The 24,401-nt window shown below is 42.2% G+C and carries 19 protein-coding genes; 5 read left to right on the forward strand and 14 right to left on the reverse strand.

Features of this window, described 5'->3' with window-relative positions; all coding sequences use genetic code 11:
* Positions 1–17: 17 nt before the first annotated feature.
* The 12 genes from mnmA to guaA form a co-directional block, all read right to left on the reverse strand.
* Positions 18–1,205 (reverse strand): tRNA 2-thiouridine(34) synthase MnmA, encoded by a 1,188-nt coding sequence (gene mnmA, locus E4635_RS04315; RefSeq protein WP_135525393.1) that lies wholly within the window; start codon positions 1,203–1,205, stop codon positions 18–20.
* Between the two features lie 112 nt (positions 1,206–1,317).
* Positions 1,318–6,057: a PKD domain-containing protein gene (locus E4635_RS04320; RefSeq protein ID WP_135525394.1), complete on the reverse strand. Its 4,740-nt coding sequence runs from the start codon at positions 6,055–6,057 to the stop codon at positions 1,318–1,320.
* Positions 6,058–6,130: 73 nt separating this feature from the next.
* Entirely contained in the window at positions 6,131–6,886 is a 756-nt protein-coding gene (locus E4635_RS04325) for a toxin-antitoxin system YwqK family antitoxin (RefSeq protein ID WP_135525395.1), read from the reverse strand.
* A gap of 156 nt (positions 6,887–7,042) precedes the next feature.
* Entirely contained in the window at positions 7,043–8,929 is a 1,887-nt protein-coding gene (gene yidC, locus E4635_RS04330; protein WP_135525396.1) for a membrane protein insertase YidC, read from the reverse strand.
* A gap of 118 nt (positions 8,930–9,047) precedes the next feature.
* The gene (locus E4635_RS04335) at positions 9,048–10,658 is read right to left on the reverse strand and encodes a CTP synthase (RefSeq protein ID WP_135525397.1); all 1,611 of its coding nucleotides are present in this window, start codon (positions 10,656–10,658) and stop codon (positions 9,048–9,050) included.
* A 368-nt stretch (positions 10,659–11,026) separates the two neighbouring features.
* Positions 11,027–11,254 carry a DUF3820 family protein gene (locus E4635_RS04340; protein WP_262710628.1) on the reverse strand — a complete coding sequence of 76 codons (228 nt, stop codon included), beginning with the start codon at positions 11,252–11,254 and terminating at the stop codon, positions 11,027–11,029.
* 14 nt (positions 11,255–11,268) lie between these two features.
* Positions 11,269–11,619 carry a DUF805 domain-containing protein gene (locus E4635_RS04345; protein ID WP_135525398.1) on the reverse strand — a complete coding sequence of 117 codons (351 nt, stop codon included), beginning with the start codon at positions 11,617–11,619 and terminating at the stop codon, positions 11,269–11,271.
* 100 nt (positions 11,620–11,719) lie between these two features.
* The gene (locus E4635_RS04350) at positions 11,720–12,373 is read right to left on the reverse strand and encodes a hypothetical protein (protein ID WP_135525399.1); all 654 of its coding nucleotides are present in this window, start codon (positions 12,371–12,373) and stop codon (positions 11,720–11,722) included.
* A 2-nt stretch (positions 12,374–12,375) separates the two neighbouring features.
* On the reverse strand, positions 12,376–12,777 hold the full coding sequence (locus E4635_RS04355) for an OsmC family protein (protein ID WP_135525400.1): 402 nt from the start codon (positions 12,775–12,777) through the stop codon (positions 12,376–12,378).
* A complete protein-coding gene (locus tag E4635_RS04360; protein ID WP_135525401.1) occupies positions 12,777–14,711 on the reverse strand; it encodes a LysM peptidoglycan-binding domain-containing protein in 1,935 nt (644 codons plus the stop codon). Before E4635_RS04360 ends, E4635_RS04355 begins: the two co-directional genes overlap by 1 nt.
* Before the next feature lie 32 nt (positions 14,712–14,743).
* Positions 14,744–16,645: a lytic transglycosylase gene (locus tag E4635_RS04365; protein WP_135525402.1), complete on the reverse strand. Its 1,902-nt coding sequence runs from the start codon at positions 16,643–16,645 to the stop codon at positions 14,744–14,746.
* A 124-nt stretch (positions 16,646–16,769) separates the two neighbouring features.
* Entirely contained in the window at positions 16,770–18,299 is a 1,530-nt protein-coding gene (guaA, locus tag E4635_RS04370; protein ID WP_135525403.1) for a glutamine-hydrolyzing GMP synthase, read from the reverse strand.
* 260 nt (positions 18,300–18,559) lie between these two features.
* Between guaA and E4635_RS04375 the strand changes: the two genes are divergently transcribed.
* From E4635_RS04375 to E4635_RS04385, 3 genes are read left to right on the forward strand one after another with little or no spacing between them, the layout of a single operon-like run.
* Entirely contained in the window at positions 18,560–19,570 is a 1,011-nt protein-coding gene (locus E4635_RS04375; RefSeq protein WP_169630197.1) for a DHH family phosphoesterase, read from the forward strand.
* A gap of 5 nt (positions 19,571–19,575) precedes the next feature.
* Positions 19,576–20,142 (forward strand): gliding motility-associated peptidyl-prolyl isomerase GldI, encoded by a 567-nt coding sequence (gene gldI, locus E4635_RS04380; RefSeq protein ID WP_135525404.1) that lies wholly within the window; start codon positions 19,576–19,578, stop codon positions 20,140–20,142.
* 26 nt (positions 20,143–20,168) lie between these two features.
* Positions 20,169–21,290, forward strand: coding sequence for a peptidylprolyl isomerase (locus E4635_RS04385; protein ID WP_135525405.1), 1,122 nt, complete (start codon positions 20,169–20,171; stop codon positions 21,288–21,290).
* Between the two features lie 47 nt (positions 21,291–21,337).
* Here the strand turns inward: E4635_RS04385 and E4635_RS04390 are convergent, their stop codons facing one another.
* Positions 21,338–21,775 (reverse strand): hypothetical protein, encoded by a 438-nt coding sequence (locus E4635_RS04390; RefSeq protein WP_135525406.1) that lies wholly within the window; start codon positions 21,773–21,775, stop codon positions 21,338–21,340.
* Positions 21,776–21,892: 117 nt separating this feature from the next.
* On the opposite strand from E4635_RS04390, the gene E4635_RS04395 reads away from it, so the two are divergent.
* Positions 21,893–22,216, forward strand: coding sequence for a winged helix-turn-helix transcriptional regulator (locus E4635_RS04395; RefSeq protein WP_135525407.1), 324 nt, complete (start codon positions 21,893–21,895; stop codon positions 22,214–22,216).
* A 3-nt stretch (positions 22,217–22,219) separates the two neighbouring features.
* The gene (locus E4635_RS04400; RefSeq protein ID WP_135525408.1) at positions 22,220–22,783 is read left to right on the forward strand and encodes a DinB family protein; all 564 of its coding nucleotides are present in this window, start codon (positions 22,220–22,222) and stop codon (positions 22,781–22,783) included.
* Positions 22,784–22,841: 58 nt separating this feature from the next.
* On the opposite strand, the gene E4635_RS04405 is transcribed toward E4635_RS04400, so the two are convergent.
* Positions 22,842–24,248, reverse strand: a complete 1,407-nt coding sequence (locus E4635_RS04405) for an FAD-binding oxidoreductase (RefSeq protein ID WP_135525409.1) — start codon at positions 24,246–24,248, stop codon at positions 22,842–22,844.
* Between the last annotated feature and the right edge of the window lie 153 nt (positions 24,249–24,401).

Consider the following 24,401-nt stretch of genomic DNA (forward strand, 5'->3'; position numbering starts at 1 on the left):
ATTAAAAACTGAAAAATTTATGAGATTACGCCGGAACCAATAAGCTCATCCCCAATATGCCAGGATACGAATTGTCCTTGTGTGATGGCAGACTGGGCAGCATCAAACGCTACATACATTCCGTTTTCAAATTGATGCAATGTGGCTTTTTGCAATTCCTGACGGTAGCGGATACGTGCCATTACCTCCATTTTTTGCCCGTTGGACAACGCCAGGTCTGGCCGGATCCAATGGATCTCATCATTAGCGACAAACAATGCTTTTTTGAATAATCCCGGATGGCTATGTCCCTGTCCCGTGTAAATGGTGTTGGTTGCTACATCGGTGGCAATAATGAACAAGGCTTCTTTCGTACCGCCAACATTCAATCCTTTGCGCTGACCGATGGTAAAATAATGGGCACCCTGGTGTTTCCCGACAACTTTGGCCACTTCGGGAGTATATTGGATGTTCGCTGCTTCAAAAGCTAGTTTTTCTTCGATTGAATCAAAATTGACCGTTTTTTGATCATAAATAGCATTATCGGCATCTACCTCAAAAATCAAACCGTCTTTAGGCTGCAGCTGTTGTTGCAGGAATTCCGGCAAACGCACTTTCCCAATGAAACATAATCCCTGGGAATCTTTTTTCTCGGCAGTGATCAATTCCATTTTTGCAGCAATTTCGCGTACTTCCGGTTTTGTCAATGCTCCGATGGGGAACAATGATTTCGCCAATTGGTCCTGTGAGAGCTGGCATAGAAAATACGATTGGTCCTTGTTATCATCTACCCCTGAAAGCAATTGATACATAGGTTTCCCATCTACTTCTATTTCACCTTTACGGCAATAATGCCCGGTGGCCACATAATCCGCGCCAAGCGAAAGCGCTATTTTCATAAAAACATCGAACTTGATTTCGCGATTGCACAAAACATCCGGGTTTGGGGTGCGCCCTTTTTCATATTCGCTGAACATATAGTCAACGATTTTCTCTTTGTATTGCTCGCTTAAATCGACTGTTTGAAACGGAATCCCCAATTTTTGGGCTACCAATAAGGCATCGTTACTGTCTTCCAGCCAAGGGCATTCATTAGAAATCGTAACCGAGTCGTCGTGCCAGTTTTTCATAAAAAGGCCAATGACTTCATAGCCCTGTTCCTTTAATAAGTAAGCAGCAACACTAGAATCAACACCTCCTGAAAGACCCACAACAACACGTTTCATAATAAATTGAGTTTAAGGGTGCAAAGGTAGAAATATTTATTCTTACAATTTCAAATCAAAAACAAAAGCCACCAGAATATGGTGGCTTTTAACAAAAGTTTAAATAAAACGATTACTCTTTGATGACTTTTATCATTTTAGAAACGTCTCCTGAAGATACTTTTAAGAAGTAAACGCCGTCAGCCAATCCTGACATATCGATTTCTTCCTTATTGGAATTTAATTTTTTCGTAAAAATTTGTTTCCCTACAATATTATAGATGACAACATTTGTCAATCTGTCTGAGTAGGATATTTTCAGGATATTTTCAACAACAGGGTTTGGATAATACGTTAAGGAATTTAAATCAAATTCTTCATTACCCAAGAAAGTCTGCACGGTAATAGCTACACTTGCGGTACTTTGGCAGCCTGCAATAGTTTGCGTGGCATAATACGTCGTGTTATTGGTAACGACTGTTCCATTAGGCAGAGGGTTTATGGCCGAAGCAGCATCCGAAGCGGAAGCATACCAGGTAATTCCCGTACCAACCACTACAATGTCTGCAACCGTTTGGTTAGAAGCCAATGATTGTGGCGATACTCCTGTTGGTGCTATCGAATTGATGGTAAATACAAAAGGATCACTGGCACATCCGAAAGTACCTGCGTTGTAATCTGACACGATCAAAGTATGTGTTCCCTGGTTCAGCACACCAATAGTAGGCCCGAAATTTGATCCGTCGATACTGTAGTAAGGCGTATTCGGCACGTTAGACAATACCGGGGTAACTGTCGTTGGACCACATAATATGTTTGGAGTAACGGCAGTAATCACTCCTTTGATTGGAATAGTTACTGTAAGATCCCCAGAAGCTGTCGCATTACCGCATCGGTCCTGAACACTGATTCTATACACACCAGTGGCATTGATTGTAAAGGTACTCGAAGCCGAATACGTTCCAAACGTAGTACAACCGGCACCGTTACACAATGCGTAGGTATATGGCCCGCCGTTTCCACCACCACCAAATCCGGCAATAACAGCTGATCCGGAGCAATCCAATGCAGTACTTGTCGTTATGGTTGGCGCTGTTCCTAAAGTTCCTAAGGTAATATTTGCCGAATCGACACTTGTACCACAAGCATCAATGGCTCTTACAATATAAGTGCCTGCAGCCAGCCCTGTAAAAATAGTGCTCGCCTGAGGGCCAGTAATTACCGTCATAGTCGGTTGGTTTACCAATGTATAAGTGATTGGCAATGATCCTCCGGTTGAAGATCCTACCACAACACCATTGCTTCCGCTGGTACAAGAACCTGTAGCTGTTCCTGCTGCTGTAAGGGCTGTCACAGTAGAAGTAACCGTAGCCGTAGCCGTACCAATAGCACCGCATTTGTCAATGATTCGGACAGTATAAGTAGCTGCTGCCACATTATTGAATACCGGGCTTGCCTGAGGGCCTGCTACCAGTACTGTATTTGCTGCGTTATATAAAGCATAGGTAAATGTTCCTCCTGCTAAAGTTGCCCCTGTTCCAGGTGTGGCCGTTACTTTTCCTGTCGAACCTGCCGCACAAGACGCAATAACTGCCGTAGTAACCGTAGGCACTGCTGAAGAAGGGAATAACAATGCAACGCCTGAAGTTGTCGTATTGCCGCAAGCATCCGTAACACGTACAAAATAACCTGTTGCGCTTGCCGCTACCCCGTTGAAGGTTGTTGCTGTTTGCGGGCCTGCTACAACTGCTGCCGAAACAGCATCGATTAAAGTATACGAATAAGGTGCCAATCCGCCGGTAGCCGCAGTAGTCACTTTAATAACTCCCGTATTGCTGCTCGCGCAAGAGGCAGTTGTAGCACTTATTACTGCGTTGGTAAGAGCTGTTGGGTTATTGATGGTAACTGTAACTGTTGATACGTTTCCACAAACATCGGTAACCCTTACAGTATGCGATGGCGTTCCTGCCACAGGAGTCACTATGGAAAACACATTGCTTGATTGCGGAGCTACAATTTGTACCGTATTGGCAGCATCGTACAACGCATAAGTATAAGGTCCTCCTCCACTACCTGCCGGTATTGGTCCTCCAGGTGTAAAATTCTGCGGGCTTGTTACAATAATCTGTGCATTATAGTTAGCACCACTACATGACACTACCGATCCTCCTGCAGCCGGAGTAAAAGCTCCTGCAGCCGTAATAGTAGTAGTGGCTGTACCTGTTGCTCCGCATTGGTCTACGATCTGAACCGTATAGGCTCCAGCTTGTAATCCTGTAAAAATTGGAGATAGCTGGTTAGGTCTTATTGTCGGAGAAGGCGCTATTAATGAAAATTGATACACACCTCCCTGGTTTCCTGTTGCAGCCAAAGCGGTAATCGTACCACTGCTTACAGCACAACTGGATGTATTGGTAACTGTTAAAGTCGGAGCAGTTGTTGACGGCAACGTCAAAGGAGCACCGATAGTTACCTGAGTCCCACAGGCATCAGTAATGACTATGGTATAACTGCCTGTTGGCAAATTATTGAAAATCCGGCTTGATTGCGGTGCTACCGTAACTGGCGAAGGAGCCGTTATTTCATACATGAAAGGAGCCAAACCTGTAGTAGGCTGCGCTACCGTAATTTGTCCGGTAGAACCCGCTGAACACGAAGCCACAATTGTTGAACCTGCCGGGAAAGCCAATGCAACCGGTGCGCCTACCGCAACAACTCCCGTTACCGGCACTCCGCAGGCATCAATCATCCTTACGGTATAAGATCCTTGGTTTAATCCTGTAAATACAGTACTGGTAGAGTTCGCCACATTACTTCCTTGCACAGGCCGTATCGCTCCACCAGGACTAATCAGTTCAAATGTGAATGGCCCGATACTGGTAGCACTCGGTGCCACTGTAATACTTCCTTTGGCTGAAGCTCCACAACTGGCAACTGTTGTCGTTGTAAAAGAAGGAGCGGTTGCAGCGTTTACCGTAACAGCACTTGTAACCTGGGTACCACAGGCATCCGTAAGACGCACAGTATAAGCTCCCGGAGGCAAGTTTTCAAATAAATTGCTTGTTTGTGCCGGTCTCAACACTGGAGATGGCGCTATCAATTCAAAAGTATAAGGAGAACCTCCACCTGCTGCAGAGATTTGAGCCTCGATTGATCCCGTAGCACCATTAGGGCATGATAAGGTTGTAAAAGCGGTTCCGAATGTCGGAGCGGCCGCAACCCCAATACTAACGGTTGATGTACCTACATTGCCACAAGCATCTTTTACAGCTACTGTATAGGTTCCCGGGAACAGGTTTTCAAAAACAGAACTGTTTTGAAATGGACGGGATACCGGAGAAGGCGAAATCAAAGCATATTGAAAAACGCCTGGCGATCCGTTACCACTCAAACCGGTCGCAGCCGTAGCTGTCACATTCAATGTTCCGGTGGCAGTTCCTGCACAAGAGGCACTCGCTATTGCTGTCGCGGTTGGCGCCGTACTTGGGGTCAATGTAAAAGTAGCCCTTCTTTTCTTACCACAGGCATCCGTTCCTTCGAGCGTATATACCCCCGGTAATAAATTGGTAAACGTATAATAGTAATTTGCCGTAGCCGGATCTCTCAAAACCGTAGGCTGAGGCCCCACAACAACAGGTGAACTGGCCACCAAAGCCAATGTATAAGGCGGTGCCGTACCGTTAATCATAAAAGTCCCGGTTCCCGTAGCAGATCCTGAACAGGAAGACTGGAGATTCTGGATAGTCAATCCTATGGTAGAATTGGTAGCAACCTGTGTCACCGTTACTGTATTGGTAGCTGCCTTGCCACAGGCATCGGTAACTTTAATCGTATAACCGCCTGGCTGTAGCCCCGTAAAAACATTAGAAGACTGAGAAGCCCTTATCATAGGGGAAGGAGAAACCAACTCATACATATAAGGAGGCGTTCCTCCGGTTACACCGGGTGTCGTGGCACCGATATCCGTAACAGTAATTGTCCCTCCGTTGCTATCGGAACAAGATGGCGTCAATAGGATTCCCGCCGTATTTACAGAAGGAGGAGAATCATTGAAGACTACTTTTTTCCTGATATCCGATTTACAGCCGTTCATGTCTGTTGTGGTCAGAGTAGTATAATAAGTACCTTGAGTAACATATGTATGATTTGGGCTTACTGCTGTTGAAGTCGATCCGTCTCCAAAATTCCACAAATAAGTATTAGGTAAAAAAGTAGAAACCGAACTGTTCGTAAAAGTAAAAGCACCTGCACATGCAGACGAATTAGTAATGGTAAAGTTTGGTTTGTTATCAAAAATTCCAGGCGTGGAATTCAAATTAGGGCTTTCCGGGTTATCCGTAAACTGGATACTGAACAGTAATGGTGTCGTGTTACTAAACTGGTCAACGATAATTACATACCAGTTCCCGCTGACTACATCCACTCCCGGGTTGAATTGTGTTGAGGCATAGTTTGGGCTTGCCATTCCGGTTCCGCCAGGGATTCCGAAAGTAGTTCCCGTTCCCGCAAAATTACAGCTCAATTGTGTTTTCGCATCACAATTTGCCACTCCCGGAGCACCTGCTAAAGCAAATAAACTCCAGTCGAAATCCGAATTGCTGGGTAAACCATCTAAAGTAAATGGCCGAATCACAAAGTTGAGCTTACCGTTGGCTTTCGCTTGAAAAGCCACCCAGATACTATTGTGCTCAATTCCACCGCAAGCCAGTTGTTCTAGTTTTGAACCAACGCCGCTTGGATTAAACGATTGCGTATTCCCGCAGACAATCACAGCGTTTGAGCAATCAGACTGTGACCATCCGGAAAAAAACATCAACGTCGTCATCAAAAATGCAAAGTAGACACTTTTGGAAAAAGTAATTGATTTTTTCATAGATTTTTTCTTACTAATTTAGTAAAAGAAATACTATGATTTTAAAATTTTCTTAAAAATAATGATAAATATACTATTTTTTAACTTTTAAGCTGGGTTTTCCGTAACCATTTATGGTATCCGCATTCATTTTCCTAACCAATTTTCCTTTCTCAAAATACTGCCAAATTCCTTTTTTCTTGTCATTTTTGAAGGCACCTGTAATGACAATATTCCCAGCTTCATCGTACACTTTATAAGGCCCTTCCATCAATCCTTTGACAAATGTGGATTCCTCTATAAGCTTTCCTTCCTGGTTGTATTTTTTGGCTACGCCTTCTTTAAGATTATTTTTATAAGGTATTTCTTCCCCCAATTTGCCGTTTGTGTAAAATACTTTTCGTATCCCTTCGATTTTATCATCTACATAATTCTCAACAGACATAATGGCTTTGGTTCCTTTATGGTAGTATTTCCAGGCACCCTGGCGTAGTTTATTGATAATATTCCCTTCACTTACCTTATTCTTCTTTTCGTCGAAAAAAACAGTGTACGCGCCACCTTTCCCGTCGAATTCCCGAGTCGCCATGACAATTTTCTTGTCACTGTTTGCATAGTACGTAAACAGCCCTACTTCCTTGCCATGATTGAACTTCCCTTCGTAACGGAGCAATTTGGAATCTTCATAAAAACCATTCCACAACCCGTGGCGCTCTCCTTTGCTATCTAAGGCATTAGGGGCCGGCTGTGTTTTTACGGCCTCGTTTTTGGGTTCGGTTTGCGAAAATCCTAATGAAAAAGATAAGAGTGCAATGTAAAAAAATAGGGTTTTGATTCTGATAATGGCCATGTCTATGATTGATAAGGTTGAATAATGTATTAACTCTAAAATAGTCTTTTTATTTCAAATGCTGCTTTATTTCAAAAGGCAAAAGAGAACATTGAGCTATTTTCTGGTATATCTTCTTAAAAAAAATCATCCGTTTTTTGCGGATGATTTTTTGTTTTATTTTTTCTTTTGCTGTGCTTTTTGCGCTTCTGCCTGTTCCATTGCCTGTTGCAGTTTTTGCTGGAACTTTCCTGGTTTTTTAGGCTCTTTCAGTTTGTTTTCCTGAATTTGGGCATGTATCTTATTGCTGTCTACAATATAATTTTTAATGACAAACATAATCCCGATGGTGATCAGGTTTGAAATAAAGTTATACAAACTCAATCCGGAACCGTAACTGTTAAAGAAAATCAACATCATGATCGGCGAGATATAAATCATCATTTTCATGATTTTGCCCATATCCGGCATACCGTCTTGTTGCGGAGCGGCCATTTGCTGGTCTCCGGTGGTCATCCTCATATAGAAAAAGATGGCTATGGCAGCTAGGATCGGGAACAAACTCACGTGGTCTCCATACAATGGAATCCTGAAAGGCAATTTGAATATCTGGTCAAAAGAAGACAAATCATCAGCCCAAAGGAAACTTTTCTGCCTTAATTCGAAAGCAGAAGGGAAAAACTGGAACGAAGCATACATGAACGGGATTTGTATCAAAGCCGGAATACAGCCCGCCATCGGGTTAACCCCTGCCTTGTTGTACAATTTCATCGTTTCCTGTTGTTTTTTCATCGGATCCTTAGAGAATTTCTCATTCAATTCTGTAATTTCAGGACGCAATACTTTCATTTTCGCCTGGGACAGGAACGATTTATAGGTAATAGGTGACATGGCCAGTTTTATAATAACCGTAAAGATTATAATGGCGATACCGTATGAGATATAAGAAGTCAGGAAGTTGAACAACGGACTGAAGATGTATTTGTTGATCCATCCGAAAATACCCCAACCTAATGGAATGATCTTATCCAGGTTTTTCTCGTATTTCTTTAAAGTAGTATAATCCGTAGGCCCGAAGTACCAATTCATTTTGTAGTTTATCTCGCCGTTACTGAATGCCAACGGGACATTTGCCTTGAATTGTTTGGTAAAAACGGTATCTATTTTTTCGTCGCTCACTAAATTGCTTGAATGCAGTTTTGAGGTTGCAAACGGCTTGTCTGTCACTAAAATAGAAGAAAAGAAATGCTGCTTAAAAGCAATATAGCTTACTTTTTCAGGAGTTTCCTCGCTGTCTTTCCCGGCGCCTACATTATTGACTTTACCGTCTTCGTATTCGTAACGGATATCAGCATACCTGTTTTCGTAAGAAATGCTCTTTTCGTTGCGGTATGATTTCAAATCCCACTCCAAATCCAATGGTTTGGAACTGTTCAGGGTTTTACTCAAGCCTTGTGACTGCACATCGAAATCGAGCATGTAATCGTTCGGTTTCAGGACATACCTGTATTCCAGGAATTCATTGGCTCCTGCTTTGAGTTTCATTGAAAGTACCTGGTCATTGCCCACTTTTGATAAAGTCGGTTCAAAAAACATATCTTTAGTACTTAAGATCCTGTTGTCCTGCGTTTGAAGCTGGATATTCAAGCTTGAATTATTGTCTTTAATCAATTCGACTAATTTTCCTGAATCTTTAGAGAACCTTTTGAAGTTTTTAAGGGTAACACCGGCAATATAACCACCTTTATTGGCAATTTTCAGTGTCAACACCTCGTTCTCCAAGGTTGTAAAGCCCTCTTTCGCAGATGGCAATGTGGCAGAATAGGCAAAATTCCCTAATGTTGTTTTCATTTTGGCCAATTGCGCCGAATCTGTGGCGACAGCAGCAACTGCAGGAGTAGTAGCTGTTTCTGCTTTTTTGGCATTTTCAACTTGTTCTTTTTTGGCTTTTTCAGCATCAATTTCAGCTTGTGTAGGCTGGTTTTGATACATGATCCACATCATGATACCGAAAATAAGGGTAAAACCAATAATTGAATTAAGATCTAATTTCTTCTTTTCCATTTAAATTTAATTTTGCTTTAAGCATTAGGCTTTAAGCGTAAGCATTCTGTTAGTCTGTAAAATGTTTGGTTTGTTACCAAAAAACATTCAACTCCTATATCATGGCATGATCATGCCTTTATTTCTTATGTTGCACGGCCGCTTCCACGAACTTTACAAAAATAGGATGCGGGTTGGCCACCGTACTTTTGTATTCCGGATGGTACTGGACTCCGATAAAAAACGGATGGTCCTCCAGCTCCACTATTTCTACCAAATTAGTGTCAGGGTTTACTCCTGTTGCTTTCAATCCTGCATTTTCAAGGGCTTCCAGGTAATCACCGTTAAATTCATAGCGGTGGCGGTGGCGCTCCAGGATATTGGCTTTGCCGTAAATGCTGTAAGCCAGGGTATTTTCCTTCAAGGCACATTTCCAGGCACCCAAACGCATTGTTCCGCCTTTATCTGTAATTGTTTTCTGCTCTTCCATGATGCTGATTACAGGATTTGAAGTACTGTCGTTCATCTCCGTAGAATTCGCATCCGAATGGCCCAAAACATTTCTTGAATATTCGATTACCGCCATCTGCATCCCCAAACAAATCCCGAAAAACGGTACTTTGTTTTCCCTTGCATAGCGTACGGTTTCTATTTTTCCTTCGATGCCGCGCTCTCCAAATCCTGGAGCAACTAGTATGCCATCAAGGTTTTTAAGCTGGCTTTCTGCCGTTTTGGCATCCAAATATTCCGAATGGATGCTGATGACGTTCACTTTTGTCTCATTTGCAGCTCCGGCGTGGATGAAGGCTTCCAAAATAGATTTATAGGAATCCTGCAATTCTACATACTTTCCAACCAAACCGATATTCACTTCGTGTTTAGGGTTTTTAAGTTTGTGCAAAAACTCGTTCCATTGCGACAAATCCGGAGAAGTCTTTTCCGGTAAATCCAGTTTTTTCAGGGCCACTTTATCGAGTCCTTCTTCCAGCATCAGGTTAGGGACATCATAAATGGTAGAAGCATCGATGGATTGTATTACGGCTTCTCTTTTTACGTTGCAGAACAGCGCTAATTTTTGACGCAAATCTTCTGAAAGCTCATATTCGGTCCTGCACACCAGGATATCGGCTTTGATACCGCTTTCCATCAGTGCTTTTACCGAGTGTTGTGTCGGCTTTGTCTTCAATTCGCCTGCAGCAGCCAGGAAAGGCACTAAAGTCAGGTGGATGACAATCCCGTTGTTTTCTCCCAATTCCCAAACCAACTGGCGCACAGATTCGATATAAGGAAGGGATTCGATATCCCCTACTGTCCCTCCAATTTCGGTGATGACAATATCATAGTCGCCACTTTTGCCAAGCAGCTGCATGCGTTCCTTGATTTCGTTGGTGATGTGTGGGACAACCTGGACTGTTTTCCCTAAAAATTCGCCACGGCGCTCTTTTTCGATAACGGAAAGATATACCCTTCCGGTGGTTACGTTGTTTGCCTGTGAGGTAGGCACATTTAAAAATCTCTCATAGTGACCTAGGTCCAAATCTGTTTCCGCACCATCATCTGTTACATAACATTCGCCGTGTTCGTATGGGTTTAACGTTCCCGGGTCTACATTGATGTAAGGGTCGAATTTCTGAATTGTCGTTCGGTAACCTCTTGCCTGCAATAATTTTGCTAAAGAAGCTGCAATAATCCCTTTTCCTAAAGAAGAAGTCACACCTCCTGTAACAAAAATATACTTCGTTTGATTCATTGTATTGTGTTTATTGTTGTGTTGTTGTTTAAAAACGCGCAAAAATACAATTATAATTCGATTATTGGATTGTTGGATTATGAGATTTTCGGAAAATAACGAATAATTAACGTATCGGATTTAACCCTCTCTTTTACATTTATTTACAAATCCAAAATCACCCCGAAGATACAAAACAAACTTTAAATTTGATTACTTGATTTAAGGTGGAAACCGATAATTCCAAAAGTGCAACAAGCCATCTGAGGAGGGAAATATACTATGTGAGAAAGGAAATGAGCTGCGTGAGAAGGAAAATAAACATTCACAGAAGTGAAATAAGCCTTTGCAGAGAGTTTAGCTATTGCATAAAAGCTGGTAGCCGCGTTTTACGGCTTTGGGAAATTCCGGCGGATGTTGCGTACCAGTTCCTCTAGCCCGTTGAGCTTGAGTTCGTAGACCAGCTGCAGTTGTTCGCCCAATTGTCCTTTCGGAAAACCTTTGTTGTGGTACCAGACCACGTAATATTCGGGCAGGTCAATAAGAGAATACCCTTCGTATTTTCCGAAGGGCATTTTGGTATGGGCAAGCTTGATAAGCTGTTGGTGGTGATTCACTGTGCGAAGGTAAATTATTCGTATTCCGGTTTTCCGATGTCATCGATTTCAGAACGGTTCCCGATGCCTTTTGGATTGAGGCCGTATTCGTTTTCCCCTTCCTCGCCTTCGGCAAAAATCATATACAAAATATAAAAGGGGATGATTTGGTACCAGCCATTATTTCCACGGTCATGGCATCGTTTGGCTCCTTGGGCAAAAATAAACCAGAACAAAGGCAAAAGCAGGAAATTGAACAATTCATAACCTTCGTCCAATTTGGAAACTTCTTCAATACCTACCTGAATGACAGAACATAGGATATAACTCAGGCCGTACTCTAAACGCCTGATTCTTCCCTTAAAAGAGAAAGGATTTTTAAACATAGTATTTTATTTTCCGCAAATAAACGAAACTACTTCCAATTAAAAACAATTAACTGCCTATATTCAGGTTTAGCACTAAATTTATCTGTCGTTTATTGAATTATTTTATTTTTTTTACAATCCAAATGACAGCCCAGATGATTGAAAAAACAACACCAATGACAAATATCTTTTTCCCATGTTTGCGGTCAGAAGGCAAATAACTGTAAACAACTTCCCCATTTGGGAGTGTTTTTTTCAGGGTCATGAGATACCAGCCGGTCAACACCCCCAAAACACCGCCCAAAAAAGCAAAAGCATAACCAAACAACACCCATTCCTTCTGGATTCCTGTAGGTTTGGCAAGTTCTGTCAGTCTTTCTTTTTCCAGGTCATTTATTTGTTCCTGAGTAATTCTCTGTCCTCTGTCTTCGAGTATCTTCAAGGCCAAGGCGAAATTAAAATCACCCCATTCGTCCTTTTTAAGGATAACATCGTTCAGTTCTTCATTAGAAAAGCCAAATAAAAAATAATCATGGTCTACTTCTTCCAATTGTTTTTCGGAAATTTCCTGCGCCAGCGTTTTGGCTTTCTCAAAATCAGATTTCTTTATTTTTAAATGATATTCAATGGCAAATTGACTGTTCCCTAAATTGGAATCCAATGAATTTCCGGTATCTTCAATAAATGATTCAATACCATTTTGTGTCAGGATGTCGCTAAAAGAAAGAATATCGTCTTTCTTATCAAATCGTTGAAAAGTCAGGAATTCCATATTTATTTCCAATTAAAAGCAATTTCTTTATCGATATCCGGATTTAAGCTCAATAAAACAGGGCAATTCATCCCTGTCCTTTCCAGGATGGTTTTTGTTTTCTCATCGGCTGCTGTTGCCATATGGAGCACCAATTGGATTTTGGCTATTTTTCTCGGCTCTGCCTGCATGATTTTAGTAACTTCTATGGTAGAACCGACTAAATCTACATTCAAATCCCTTGCCTTAATGGCCATAATGGTCATCATACAGGTCCCGAGGGCATTGGCCACAGCATCGGTAGGAGAAAATGCTTCCCCTTTCCCGTTATTGTCCGTTGGTGCGTCCGAAAGGATTTCGGTTCCTGACTGAATGTGGACAGACGATGTTCTCAAATCGCCAAGATAGGTTACTTTAGAGGTCATTATTTTGCTTCTTTTATAGTTAAATCAGTGTCATAATACAGAATGTAAACACCTTTGTTGGCATAACCGCCGCTGGCATCAGGGACAAAATAGAATTTGCTCTCCACTTGCTCGGTTGCGGCATCGTTTAAGGTTTCCAGCAATGGTTTTTCTTGTGCCAATCGCATCAAAACATCGAAAGTCACGTCAAAACCGCGTGTAGCGAACTGGTTTGGATAAACCCTGTTTTTCTTTTTAAAACTAGTTTCAAAAGCAGTAGCCTGTTCCGAATCATTGACCCGGGTCACCGAAGGATAGTGCATTTTCAGTTTGGTCAGGCGGCTCATTTGAATCTCTTCGTAATCAAGGGCTTCATTCTCCCCTAAAATCACCAAACGGACCTGGTACTCGCCCAGCGCATTCTGCAAAGCGGTGGTCGTACTTAAAATCAGGTTGGTGCGTTCGGTTTCCATGATAACGAAATTGACCTTGTCTTTAACCAGGAGTGACTTCAACTGGGCGACATCAAGAGCGCTGTTTTCATTGAAATTAGCAAACTGGACATCTTTATGGTTCTCGGAAATATACTGCCTGATGGACATTTTTTTAGGATCGACCACAGCCACGATATTCCCTCCGGCGGCATGCATAAAGTCAAACATGGCATTTTTGATGTCGTCCGAAGAAGGTGTCGCCTGGATCAGGTTCGGGTATTTTTTGTCATAATCCTTGGACAATGGTGAAATCACCGGCACATTGGATTGGCTTAGCAATTCGGCGGTTTTTTCAGCGTTGTTCTGGTAAAATGGCCCGATAACGGCATCCATGCTTTTCAGGTTATTGTTCTGGATCAGGTTGTAGATATTGGAGGTAGATTTGGTTTCTTCCGAATCCAGGATCGTCACATCTACATTGACACCCATTTTATTAACCGAATCTATAGCCATTAAAGCACCGGCATAAAAATCAAGGGTCATGTTCAGGAATTTGTCTTTTTTCAGGCGGGCTTTAGTCGAATTTAAAGTGTCCTGGTCCAGCTTTGTCAAATTGAACGGCAGCAATAACGCCAATTTCCGGTTGCCTTGTTTTACAAAGGTCTTCGTCAAGTCCTTGTAGTCTCTTTTCGGGAGGGAAACGATAGTTTTAGCCGGGACTTTTAAGGTCATGCCTTCCTGTACGCCGTTTTTCAGTTCCGGGTTCAAGGCGATAAGTTCTTCCTGCGTAATCCCAAATTGAGCGGAAAGGCTGTATAATGTTTCCTTTGGTTTTACTATATACGTGTTATTTTCTTCCGGTTTTTTTACCGTTTCCTGAACTGGTACTTGCGCCACAGCCTGTTTTCCAGTGATGAGCAATTTCTGCCCGATAGGCAATTCGCCGGTAATTCCAGGGTTTTGCTTTTCGAGTTGTTCTACCGTAATTCCGTATTGTTTTGCGATCCCGTATTTGGTTTCTTTAGGCAGCACTTCGTGGTAAACAGGAGTTTTGGAACTATTCTGGACAACAGGTTTTACGGCAACCGCTTCTGTTTTCTTCACCGGAGGTTTGCCTTTAATAGTTAGGATCATTCCTGTCTTCAAACCGTCTTTTAAGAGGTCTGCATTATTTTTTTCAATATCAGCCATCGGGACATTATACTGTTTGGCTATTCCAAACAATGTCTCCTTTGGAGCTACTTCATGGCTTACATAAGCGGGTGTTTTTGTTTCTTTCGCTTCTTTCGTTTCCTTTTTGGCTACCGTTGCCGCAGGTTTGTTCGGGATGAGCAAAAGAGTATTTTCCTGAATCCCTTTTTGCGCGTCAGGGTTCATTTTATAGATATCCGGAAGGCTTACATTATATTTCTTCGAGATTTGGTTAATGGTTTCCCCTTTAGCCACTTTATGCTTAATCAGGTTTTGGCCAAAGACAGTATTAAGACCCAAAAAAACCAATCCTATCAACAGATATTTCATTTTATTCTCCTTTAATTTTTTACCGCGTAAAGTTATTGTTCCTTTTGGACTTGTACAATAAATAGGTTCCCAAATAATTCTTTATTTGCTTTCCGGTTGTATTCAAAAATAGCTTCATCGGCCGTACCCACTATTTGAGTGTATACGTAATACGACAAATTGTTCACGTTGTAAAAGAAGCTGGTTTTAGTTTCGCCACTGTCTGTCAGCTGTATAGCGAACGCATCACGGTCTTTTGCTTCCTGGAAAACGCCGGCCACCAAATAATAACCGTTTTCAGGCTCGTTCAGGTTGCGCAGGACTTCTATTTTAGTCAGTTTGTTCTGGTCAAGGGTTTTAGCACTGAGGTTTTTCCTGATATCGGCTGCATTTGGAGCTTCTCCCGTCACAGAAGCAACATCCTTGTCATTTGCCGCAGCATTTTTTTGGTAACGCTGTAACTTGACCAACGCCAGTTTGTCATCGTATTCCCGGGCTTCAGAACTATAAAACGTGGCTTTTGAAATTTTACGTTTCAGCTCGTTATTTTTTTCCGACCCGATTAAATCGATTTTAGCCAGCAATTGCTCATTTTTTTTCTCGCTTTCGAGTTGTCCTTCGCTTAATTTATCAATGGCCGAAAGTGAAGCCAGGTCATTGCTGGAGAGGTTTTCTTTTACTTTTTTCTTGTATTCATGGTTTTCCTGGACAGTGATGCGTTGTACTTTAGACATGATTCCGGTGTAAATCTTACGGTTTTCGGCCAGGTCTTTTTTCAGCTGAAGGATCAGTTCGTTCGTTTTACCAATGTTCTGATAGGATTCTTTTTCCAGTTTTTTGGATTCCTCCAACGTTTCCACTTCTTTGTTTTTAAGGTCTGCCAAGTCATTTTCCATGGTTGTTGCCAACGAATCCAGCTTGCCGATCAGGACATCCTGTATCTTTTTGTTCGCGTCCAATACCAATCGTAATTTTTCTACAGAACCTGTTTTGGTTTCATCAATCGCATTCAGGTTGATATTCAACTTATTGAGTGTAACCATTTTTTTGTTCAGCTCTTTCTGCACGGTGAGGCGGTCTTCCAGGTCCTCGATTTTGGCAGCCTGCCCTTTGGCTTTCTCGGCGGCGGCCTGTTTTTCGGCCAAAGCAATCATCAACTCTTCATTTTCATTTTTAGCCTTGACGGCAGAAGTATTGATGGCCAATTGATTGCCTTCTATCAGCCCGTTAATGATTTCAGGGTTTTGCCTTTCCAGCTGTTCGATGCTGATGCCATACTTTTTGGAAATCGAATATTTGGTCTCCTTCGGCAAAACGGTATGGAAAACGGTTTCCGAATTGATAATCCGCGCCGCGCCGCTGATGGTTTTTTTCTTATTCGGGATAACGATTTTCTGTCCTATCTTCAATCCTTCCTTCAAATTTTCGGCATTGAGTTCATCCAGGTCCTTAACCGAAACATTATACATCCTGGCAATACTAAACAACGTTTCTTTGGGCTGTACTTCATGCAGGTTCCCGGTCACGCCGGAAGAAGGTGCCTGTGCCGTATTATGCCCCGGAATCTGAAGCGTCTGGCCTTCTTTCAAACCGTTCAGGAGAATTTCCGAATTGGCTTTCTCCAATGCTTCCACAGAAATATTATGCTGCTTGGCAATCCCAAACAAAGTCTCTTTTGCCGTTACCTGGTGCTGTGTGTACACTACCGCATCCACATCGGCTTTTTTGAGCAGGTAAGAAATCGATTGCTGGTTCGGAATGACCAATACGGTATTTTCCTGCAGCCCTTTTTCGGCTCCGGGATTCCATTGCAGGACTTCTTTCTCGGGAACATTGTATTTTTTGGAAATCTGGGCGACCGTTTCGCCCGGAAGCACGGTATGTTTAAACGATTTTTCTTGCTGGGCAAACGCAATATTAGACACGCCCAAAAGTAGGAGTACTATTTTTTTCATGGGGTTGGTTAGTAATTTTGTTTCAATGGTTGATTTGTTTTTCGGCCCGCTTATTTCCCTTAAAAAAAATAAGCCGTTACAATATAAACATAAGTAACGGCTTTTTTAACATTTTAGTATACTATTATTCCCACTCTATTGTTGCCGGTGGTTTTGAGCTGATATCGTACACAACCCTGTTCACTCCTTTTACTTTATTGATGATATCATTGGAAATTTTCATCAGGAATTCATAAGGCAAATGCACCCAGTCAGCAGTCATTCCGTCTGTAGATTCTACGGCACGGAGCGCCACGACTTTTTCATAGGTACGCTCATCCCCCATAACCCCTACACTGTTTACCGGAAGCAGGATCGCTCCTGCCTGCCAAACTTTATCATACAAACCGTGCGATTTCAACCCTTCGATAAAAACAGCGTCTACATCTTGTAATATCTGTACTTTTTCAGGGGTAATATCGCCCAGGATACGGATCGACAAACCAGGTCCCGGGAACGGGTGTCGGCCCAGCAATTCAGGATCTATCCCTAAAGTGGCTCCTACTCTTCGTACTTCATCTTTAAAAAGCATACGTAGCGGTTCTACGATTTGCAGTTTCATATAATCCGGCAAACCACCTACATTATGGTGTGATTTTATCGTTGCCGAAGGGCCTTTTACCGAAATTGATTCGATAACATCCGGATAAATCGTCCCTTGTGCCAAAAATTTCACATCTTCAATAAGGTGCGATTCGTCGTCAAAAACTTCGATAAAAACACGGCCGATGATTTTGCGTTTGGTTTCAGGATCGGAAACACCAGCCAGTTCAGAGAGGAACCTATCCGAGGCATCAACTCCTTTTACGTTCAGCCCCATACCTTTGTATTGTTCCAAAACGTTGTTGAATTCGTTCTTACGAAGCAATCCGTTATTCACGAAAATACAATATAAATTCTTGCCGATGGCCTTGTTGAGCAAAACCGCCGCTACTGTAGAATCTACACCGCCGGAGAGGCCAAGGACTACTTTTTCGTCTTTGATTTTCTCCTGCATCTCAGCTACGATCTCCTCCACAAAAGCATTCGGTGTGAAATTTTGCGGGACTTCGGCGATTTTCACCAAAAAGTTCTCCAGCATTTGTTTCCCATCAGTCGAATGGTACACTTCCGGATGGAACTGGATTGCGTAAGTTGTTTCACCTTCTATCTTATAGGCAGCATTTTCCACATCGTAGGTGCTTGCTATGCGTACCCCGTTCGTCGGCAAGGCTTTGATGGAGTCGCTATGGGACATCCACACTTGCGAATTAGGGCTTACGCCTTCAAAAAACGTTTCGTTTTCCTTAATATAAGTCAAATTCGCGCGGCCGTATTCGCGTGTGTTGGAAGCCGCAACTTCCCCACCCGAAAAATGGGCCAGGTATTGCGCACCATAGCAAACCGCCAATAAAGGCATTTTACCGCGTATGTTGGTAAGGTCCGGGTGCAGCGCATCTTCAGAACGGACTGAAAAAGGGCTTCCACCAAGGATAACGGCTTTGTAACTGGATAAATCTTCAGGGATTTTATCAAAAGGAAAGATTTCGCAGAAGATATTTAATTCGCGAACTCTGCGGGCAATCAATTGTGTGTATTGAGACCCGAAATCTAAAATAAGGACGTTGTGTTGCATGTGCAAAAATAGACATTTCTGTAAAAATTAAAAGCCTTAATGTTTGAAAGATTGAAGATTTTTTTTTCAGGCCGGATGCACTCTTTATAATAGCAGCCCTTCTTTTCTTATGTTTGATAACGAAAATTTAATATTTTATTAGTTTTTTTATACTTTAAATATGGAAGATTTAATTTTTGGGAAACCGATTCAAAAAAATACGTTTCATTTTAAGGTTTTTTTACCAAAATAATTCAAACTAAAATCTGTATTTTCGCATCATGATGAATGCACTTGACATTGAAGCCGTTAAAGCACTATTGGCTTCCCCAAAGAAAATAACCATTATCCCGCACCGCAATCCGGACGGCGACGCAATGGGCTCTACCCTGGCCTTGTACCATTTCCTGCTCAAGCAGCAACATGACGCCGTGGTGGTTTCACCGAATGAATTCCCTGATTTCCTGGCCTGGCTGCCGTCTTCCGGAAAAGTAATGGTTTTTGAGAAAAACACCGAAAACTGTACCCGGAGATTGCAGGAATCGGACCTTATTTTTGCTCTCGATTTCAATGCGCTTCACCGTGTTGGCGATATTATGGAACCGACATTGAAAGCCCTGGACAAAACCTTTATCATGATAGACCATCACCAATTCCCGGATGGTTTTTCCAAATATACTTTTTCAGATACCAGCTACGGTTCGACTTGCGAGATGGTGTATCATTTCATACAACAATTAGGGCTGAAAAGCCTTATCGATAAGACAATCGCTACCTGTATCTACACCGGTATCGTAACAGATTCGGGCTCTTTCCGTTTCCCGGCAACAACCAGTACAACCCATCGCGTGGTGGCAGACCTGATTGATCTCGGGATTGAAAACAGCGCCATCCACAACCAGTTGTTCGACACCAGTTCCTACAACCGCCTGCAGCTGCTGGGCCGTGCTTTGCAGAACATGAAACTCATGCCGGAATACAAAACATCTTACATCACGCTTTCACAGGAAGAATTGGACCATTTCAATTACCAGAAGGGCGATACGGAAGGAATTGTAAATTATGGCCTTACTATTGATGGTATCGATTTAACTGCTATCTTTATCGAAAATAAGGACGAAGGCATTGTAAAAATATCTTTCCGTTCCCAGGGCAGTTTTGACGTGAACCAGTTTTCCCGGAATTATTTCGGAGGCGGAGGGCACGTGAATGCGGCCGGAGGAAAATCGGTCAGGCCGTTACAGGAAACCGTAGCCGAATTTGAAAGGATTGTCAAAGAAGTAAAAAAATAACGATTATGAAATTATTGAAAATAGCGGGCTGCTTATTGCTCGGAATGAACCTGGCCACCTGCTGCACTCCAAAACAGGAGCCGCGCAGGCCTATTTCACATGCTTCGGGGGAATTTATGAAACAATCTGTCGAGCGCAATAAAAAACTCAACCAAAGCGAGGAAAACATTATCGAGGCCATCATCAAAAAAGACACCGCTGCCGATTATATTTCTTCTACAAAAGGATACTGGTATTGCTACCACAAGAAAAACGACAGTGAAACGGCAAAACCTATCAAGGGAGATGTTGCTTTTTTCGACTATGAAATCAAGGACCTGAACGGCAATATCATTTACAGCCAGAACGAATTGAAACCACAACGTTACCTGGTTGACAAGCAAAACATCATGATCGGGCTCAGCGATGGCATCAAATTAATGAAAAAAGGTGAAAAAGTAACCTTCCTTTTCCCTTCCCACATGGCTTTCGGATACCATGGCGACAACAACAAAATAGGCACCAACAAACCTTTGATGTGTACCGTGACCCTGAATGATTTCAAACCTGAAAACGAAATTAAAATTGAATAACCATAAATATTAATTATTAACTAACAATGAATCGAATGATAAGTTTATTTTTTAGCTTTTTTGCACTTTTCTTTTCCTGCAATTCCGAGCATGACAAACTGCCTGATGGCTTATATGCCGAGATGGAAACCAGCAAAGGAAAAATTTTACTACAATTAGAATACGAAAAAACGCCGGTAACCGTGGCCAATTTCGTATCCCTTGCCGAAGGTAAAAACACTTTAGTGAGCCAGAAATTTGCAGGGAAACCGTTCTATGACGGATTGAAATTCCACAGGGTTATCGCCAACTTCATGATTCAGGGAGGAGATCCTGACGGAAACGGGTCAGGCGGACCGGGTTACAAATTTAAAGATGAGTTCAGGGATGACCTTAAAATGGACAAAGAAGGTGTTTTGGCAATGGCCAATTCAGGACCTGCAACCAACGGAAGCCAGTTCTTCATTACCCATAAAGAAACAAATTACCTCAACGGGCGCCATACTGTTTTCGGGCATGTTGTAACGGGCCAGGATGTTGTGAATAAAATTGCACAGGACGACCAGATCATAAAAGTGACCATCATCAGAAGAGGTGCCAAAGCGAAAAAGTTTGATGCCGCTAAAGTTTTCAAAGCTCATTTTGAGGTGGAAGCTGCCGCTAAAAAAGCACAGGATGCGAAAACAGCAAAAGTCAAAATCGATAAAGTTGCTTATTTTGCAACCGTTAAAAACGCCGGTACAAAAACAGAATCCGGTTTGGTATACAATATTGTACAAAAAGGTTCAGGCCAAAAACCTGCCGCCGGTACAACCGTTTATGTTCATTATGCCGGATATTTCGAAAACGGTGACTTATTTGACTCAAGTTATGAGAATGTAAACAAGGATTATGGGAAATTTGATCCTAACAGAGCCGCTCAAAACGGATACCAGCCTTTCCCTTTCCAGGCGGGAAGAAAAGACGGATTGATTCCGGGATTCCTGGAAGGATTGGAAAAAATGTCTTTGGGTGATAAAGCGGTCTTGTTCATCCCGTCCAATTTAGGATATGGAGCTCAAGGCGCTGGTGGGATTATCCCTCCGAATGCCAATTTGGTTTTCGAACTGGAATTGCTTGAAGCTATGCCTGCGCCAAAAACACCGGCAAACCCGGCACCGAAAAAATAATATAGCCTTGCTAATAAATAAAAAAGCTCCCGTTTGGGAGCTTTTTTTTATGCTTTGAATTTCCAGTCGAATTCATCCTTATCGTTAAAAACCGCACCCAGTTCAAAACGGATCACTTGGTCGTATTCTACCTGGAAAATCATCCAATTGCTTTCATTGAAGTAGTTCTCAACGGTATCGAAACTTTCCTTCTCTATCGATTTGATGCCTTTATTGTTCAAAAGCTGTTCCACATCGCTCCCTGATTTCCCTATTATTTTTTCGGAAAACAACTCAAGATCAGGATTGGAACTGATGATATAGCCAAAACGCAAATCCTCGTCATCATAAAAAGTCAGCCTCATTTTGTGATTGTTGTATACATAAATGATATTCTGGTCATCGTCTTTATATTGTTTGTCAGGATTGCCGAAAAGTGCCACGACATCTTTTTGTTTCATACCAAAAACGAGTTGGCCAATGCCAATTTTAGGATTTATTTTCATTATTGCAGGTTTTAAGCAAAGATACTACTTCCTTCGGTAAAGAGATAAAAAATAAAAAACGCTACATAATTTGTAGTGTTGCTACATTTTATGTAGCTTTGACAAAAATATAAAACCATGGCATTACCCATTCCTGGAAAACCCGTAAGAGGTTCGAAATCCGGCCAGCCCATTATGGCACTTTTTGATTTATTAGGCAGAAACTGGGCCATGGGCATCATCTGGAACCTAAATGAAGGAAGCTGTACCTTTAGGGAACTTCAAAACCGATGTGAGACCGTTTCCCCAACAACCTTAAACGTACGGCTCAAGGAACTCACCAGTGCCCATATTATCGAAAGAACCCTTGACGGATACGCTCTTACGCCTTTCGGTAAAGAATTATTTGACTTATTATTACCCATAGGAAAACTGGCCAAAGGCTGGTCTGAAAAATTTTAGAAAATGACAACATTAAGAACAATCCCAAAACCAAAAAAAGGCGAATACCCACCCTATTCCAGGATTTATATGGAATTATTACAAGATGACGGTTTAGTATTGCAGCACATGAAAGACAATTTCATCAAAATCAAAAAATTCATTTACGGGCTTCCCGAAGAAATGCTTTACCATCGTTATGCGGAAGGAAAATGGTCCATCAAGGAAATCCTGGTGCATATTATTGATGATGAAAGGATTTTTGCCTACAGGGCCTTGCGGTATGCTCGTTTTGACAAAACCGAACTCAACGGATTCGAGCAGGATGATTATGCTTTTTATTCTGATGCGGACCAAAGGAGCCTGGAAAATATATTTGAAGAATACGAAGCTGTCCGCAATGCGACCATTGCCATGTTTAACGGGTTTCCCGAAGAAGCATTCATGCGCGACGGGACGAGTGTCGGGAACATCAACAACAGGACAGTCCGGGCGCTGGCTTACCACATTGCCGGGCATGAGCTTCGGCATATCAAAATCATAAAAGAACGATACCTGAACATGGCTACCGATACTGGCGTGATCTAAAAACAAACCCCGATATACAATACATCGGGGTTCTTTTTTATACTACAATTACACCTGGCTAATCCAGGCTGTCCGGAAATATTTTTCCCGGATTCAATACATTGTTGGGATCGAAAACCCTTTTTATATTTCTCATTAACTGCAACTGGACTTCGCTGAAAGCAATATCCATATAGTTTTTTTGAACGAACCCAATCCCGTGTTCTCCAGACAAAGTCCCTTTGAGTGAAACTGTCAGTTCGAAGATTTCACGGATACCTTTAGGGACTTCCGTTTTCCAATTAGCATCAGTCATATCCGATTTAATGATATTCACATGCAGGTTGCCATCGCCGGCATGGCCGTAACAAACCGATTTAAAGCCATATTTTTTCCCGATTTCTTTTATTCCCTGCAGCAATTTAGGCAGTTCATACCTAGGCACGACCGTATCTTCTTCTTTATATATGGAATTCGATTTAACTGCTTCCGCAACGCCGCGGCGCATTTTCCATAAGGCATTTTTTTGTTCATCCGTATCGGCAAAAAGGATTTCATCAATTTGGAATTGCTCAACGACACCCATGATTTTTTCCGCTTCGAGCATCAGTACTTCCGGGTAATTTCCGTCCACTTCAATCAAAAGGTGTGCCTGGTGTTCGGGTTGTATCGTAACACTGATGCCTTCTACAAATCGCACCGCCCAATCAATAGCATCTCTTTCCATAAATTCAAGGGCACTTGGTACGATCCCGGCCCTAAAAATCGCCGAAACCGCTTCGCAGGCTTGACTTGCCTGGTAAAACGGCACCAGCATCAATACATTATGCGAATTGCACGGCAACAATTTCAGGACAATTTTAGTGATGATCCCCAGCGTTCCTTCGCTTCCAACCATAAGCTGTGTCAGGTTGTACCCGGTTGAGTTTTTTAAGGTATTGGCTCCGGTCCAAATAATATCTCCATTGGGCAAAACCACTTCTAAATTCAGCACGTAATCTTTAGTAACGCCATATTTTACGGCACGGGCGCCACCGGCATTTTCGGCAACATTCCCTCCTATCCAGCAACTTCCCTGGCTGCTGGGATCCGGCGGATAAAACAAGCCTTTTTCAGCCACGGTTTCACGCAATATTTGCGTAATTACAGCCGGTTCGGTCGTAACCTGAAGGTTTTGCTCGTCAATTTCGAGGATTTTATTGAAACGGTCCATCGCCAGCCCGATACCCTGATGGATGCTTAATGCGCCTCCGCTAAGGCCTGTCCTGGCAGCAATAGGCACTACAGGAATTTTATATTCATTGGCCAAAACCATGATCGCTGAAATTTCTTCTGCAGAGCCCGGTTTTACCACAACTCCCGGTGGGAAAATATAATCTTCAGTCTCGTCATGCCCATAATGGTTACGGGTTTCATCATCTGTAAAAACATAGGTTTTACCTGCAATGTCTATTAGTTTTTGCAGTATTTCGGAAGTGATTTGCATGGTCTTAAAATTGTGTAGTAAAAGTAGCAATTACAAAAGATAATTACAAATGCGCTAGCCGATTATGATGTTTGGGTATTCTCTTCTGCCATCAATCAAAAGCTTTCTAAAATAACCCGGAGAAAATCTAACGGGACAATCTTGATTTCTTCT

The organism is Flavobacterium humi (assembly GCF_004745595.1).
Taxonomy (GTDB): Bacteria; Bacteroidota; Bacteroidia; order Flavobacteriales; family Flavobacteriaceae; genus Flavobacterium; species Flavobacterium humi.

Excerpts from the sequence above, each read along its gene's own strand:
- mnmA (WP_135525393.1), bottom strand. The coding sequence starts at position 1,205 with ATGAAACGTGTTGTTGTGGGTCTTTCAGGAGGTGTTGATTCTAGTGTT.
- E4635_RS04320 (WP_135525394.1), bottom strand. The coding sequence starts at position 6,057 with ATGAAAAAATCAATTACTTTTTCCAAAAGTGTCTACTTTGCATTTTTG.
- E4635_RS04325 (WP_135525395.1), bottom strand. The coding sequence starts at position 6,886 with ATGGCCATTATCAGAATCAAAACCCTATTTTTTTACATTGCACTCTTA.
- yidC (WP_135525396.1), bottom strand. The coding sequence starts at position 8,929 with ATGGAAAAGAAGAAATTAGATCTTAATTCAATTATTGGTTTTACCCTT.
- E4635_RS04335 (WP_135525397.1), bottom strand. The coding sequence starts at position 10,658 with ATGAATCAAACGAAGTATATTTTTGTTACAGGAGGTGTGACTTCTTCT.
- E4635_RS04345 (WP_135525398.1), bottom strand. The coding sequence starts at position 11,619 with ATGTTTAAAAATCCTTTCTCTTTTAAGGGAAGAATCAGGCGTTTAGAG.
- E4635_RS04350 (WP_135525399.1), bottom strand. The coding sequence starts at position 12,373 with ATGGAATTCCTGACTTTTCAACGATTTGATAAGAAAGACGATATTCTT.
- E4635_RS04355 (WP_135525400.1), bottom strand. The coding sequence starts at position 12,777 with ATGACCTCTAAAGTAACCTATCTTGGCGATTTGAGAACATCGTCTGTC.
- E4635_RS04360 (WP_135525401.1), bottom strand. The coding sequence starts at position 14,711 with ATGAAATATCTGTTGATAGGATTGGTTTTTTTGGGTCTTAATACTGTC.
- E4635_RS04365 (WP_135525402.1), bottom strand. The coding sequence starts at position 16,645 with ATGAAAAAAATAGTACTCCTACTTTTGGGCGTGTCTAATATTGCGTTT.
- guaA (WP_135525403.1), bottom strand. The coding sequence starts at position 18,299 with ATGCAACACAACGTCCTTATTTTAGATTTCGGGTCTCAATACACACAA.
- E4635_RS04375 (WP_169630197.1), top strand. The coding sequence starts at position 18,560 with ATGATGAATGCACTTGACATTGAAGCCGTTAAAGCACTATTGGCTTCC.
- gldI (WP_135525404.1), top strand. The coding sequence starts at position 19,576 with ATGAAATTATTGAAAATAGCGGGCTGCTTATTGCTCGGAATGAACCTG.
- E4635_RS04385 (WP_135525405.1), top strand. The coding sequence starts at position 20,169 with ATGAATCGAATGATAAGTTTATTTTTTAGCTTTTTTGCACTTTTCTTT.
- E4635_RS04390 (WP_135525406.1), bottom strand. The coding sequence starts at position 21,775 with ATGAAAATAAATCCTAAAATTGGCATTGGCCAACTCGTTTTTGGTATG.
- E4635_RS04395 (WP_135525407.1), top strand. The coding sequence starts at position 21,893 with ATGGCATTACCCATTCCTGGAAAACCCGTAAGAGGTTCGAAATCCGGC.
- E4635_RS04400 (WP_135525408.1), top strand. The coding sequence starts at position 22,220 with ATGACAACATTAAGAACAATCCCAAAACCAAAAAAAGGCGAATACCCA.
- E4635_RS04405 (WP_135525409.1), bottom strand. The coding sequence starts at position 24,248 with ATGCAAATCACTTCCGAAATACTGCAAAAACTAATAGACATTGCAGGT.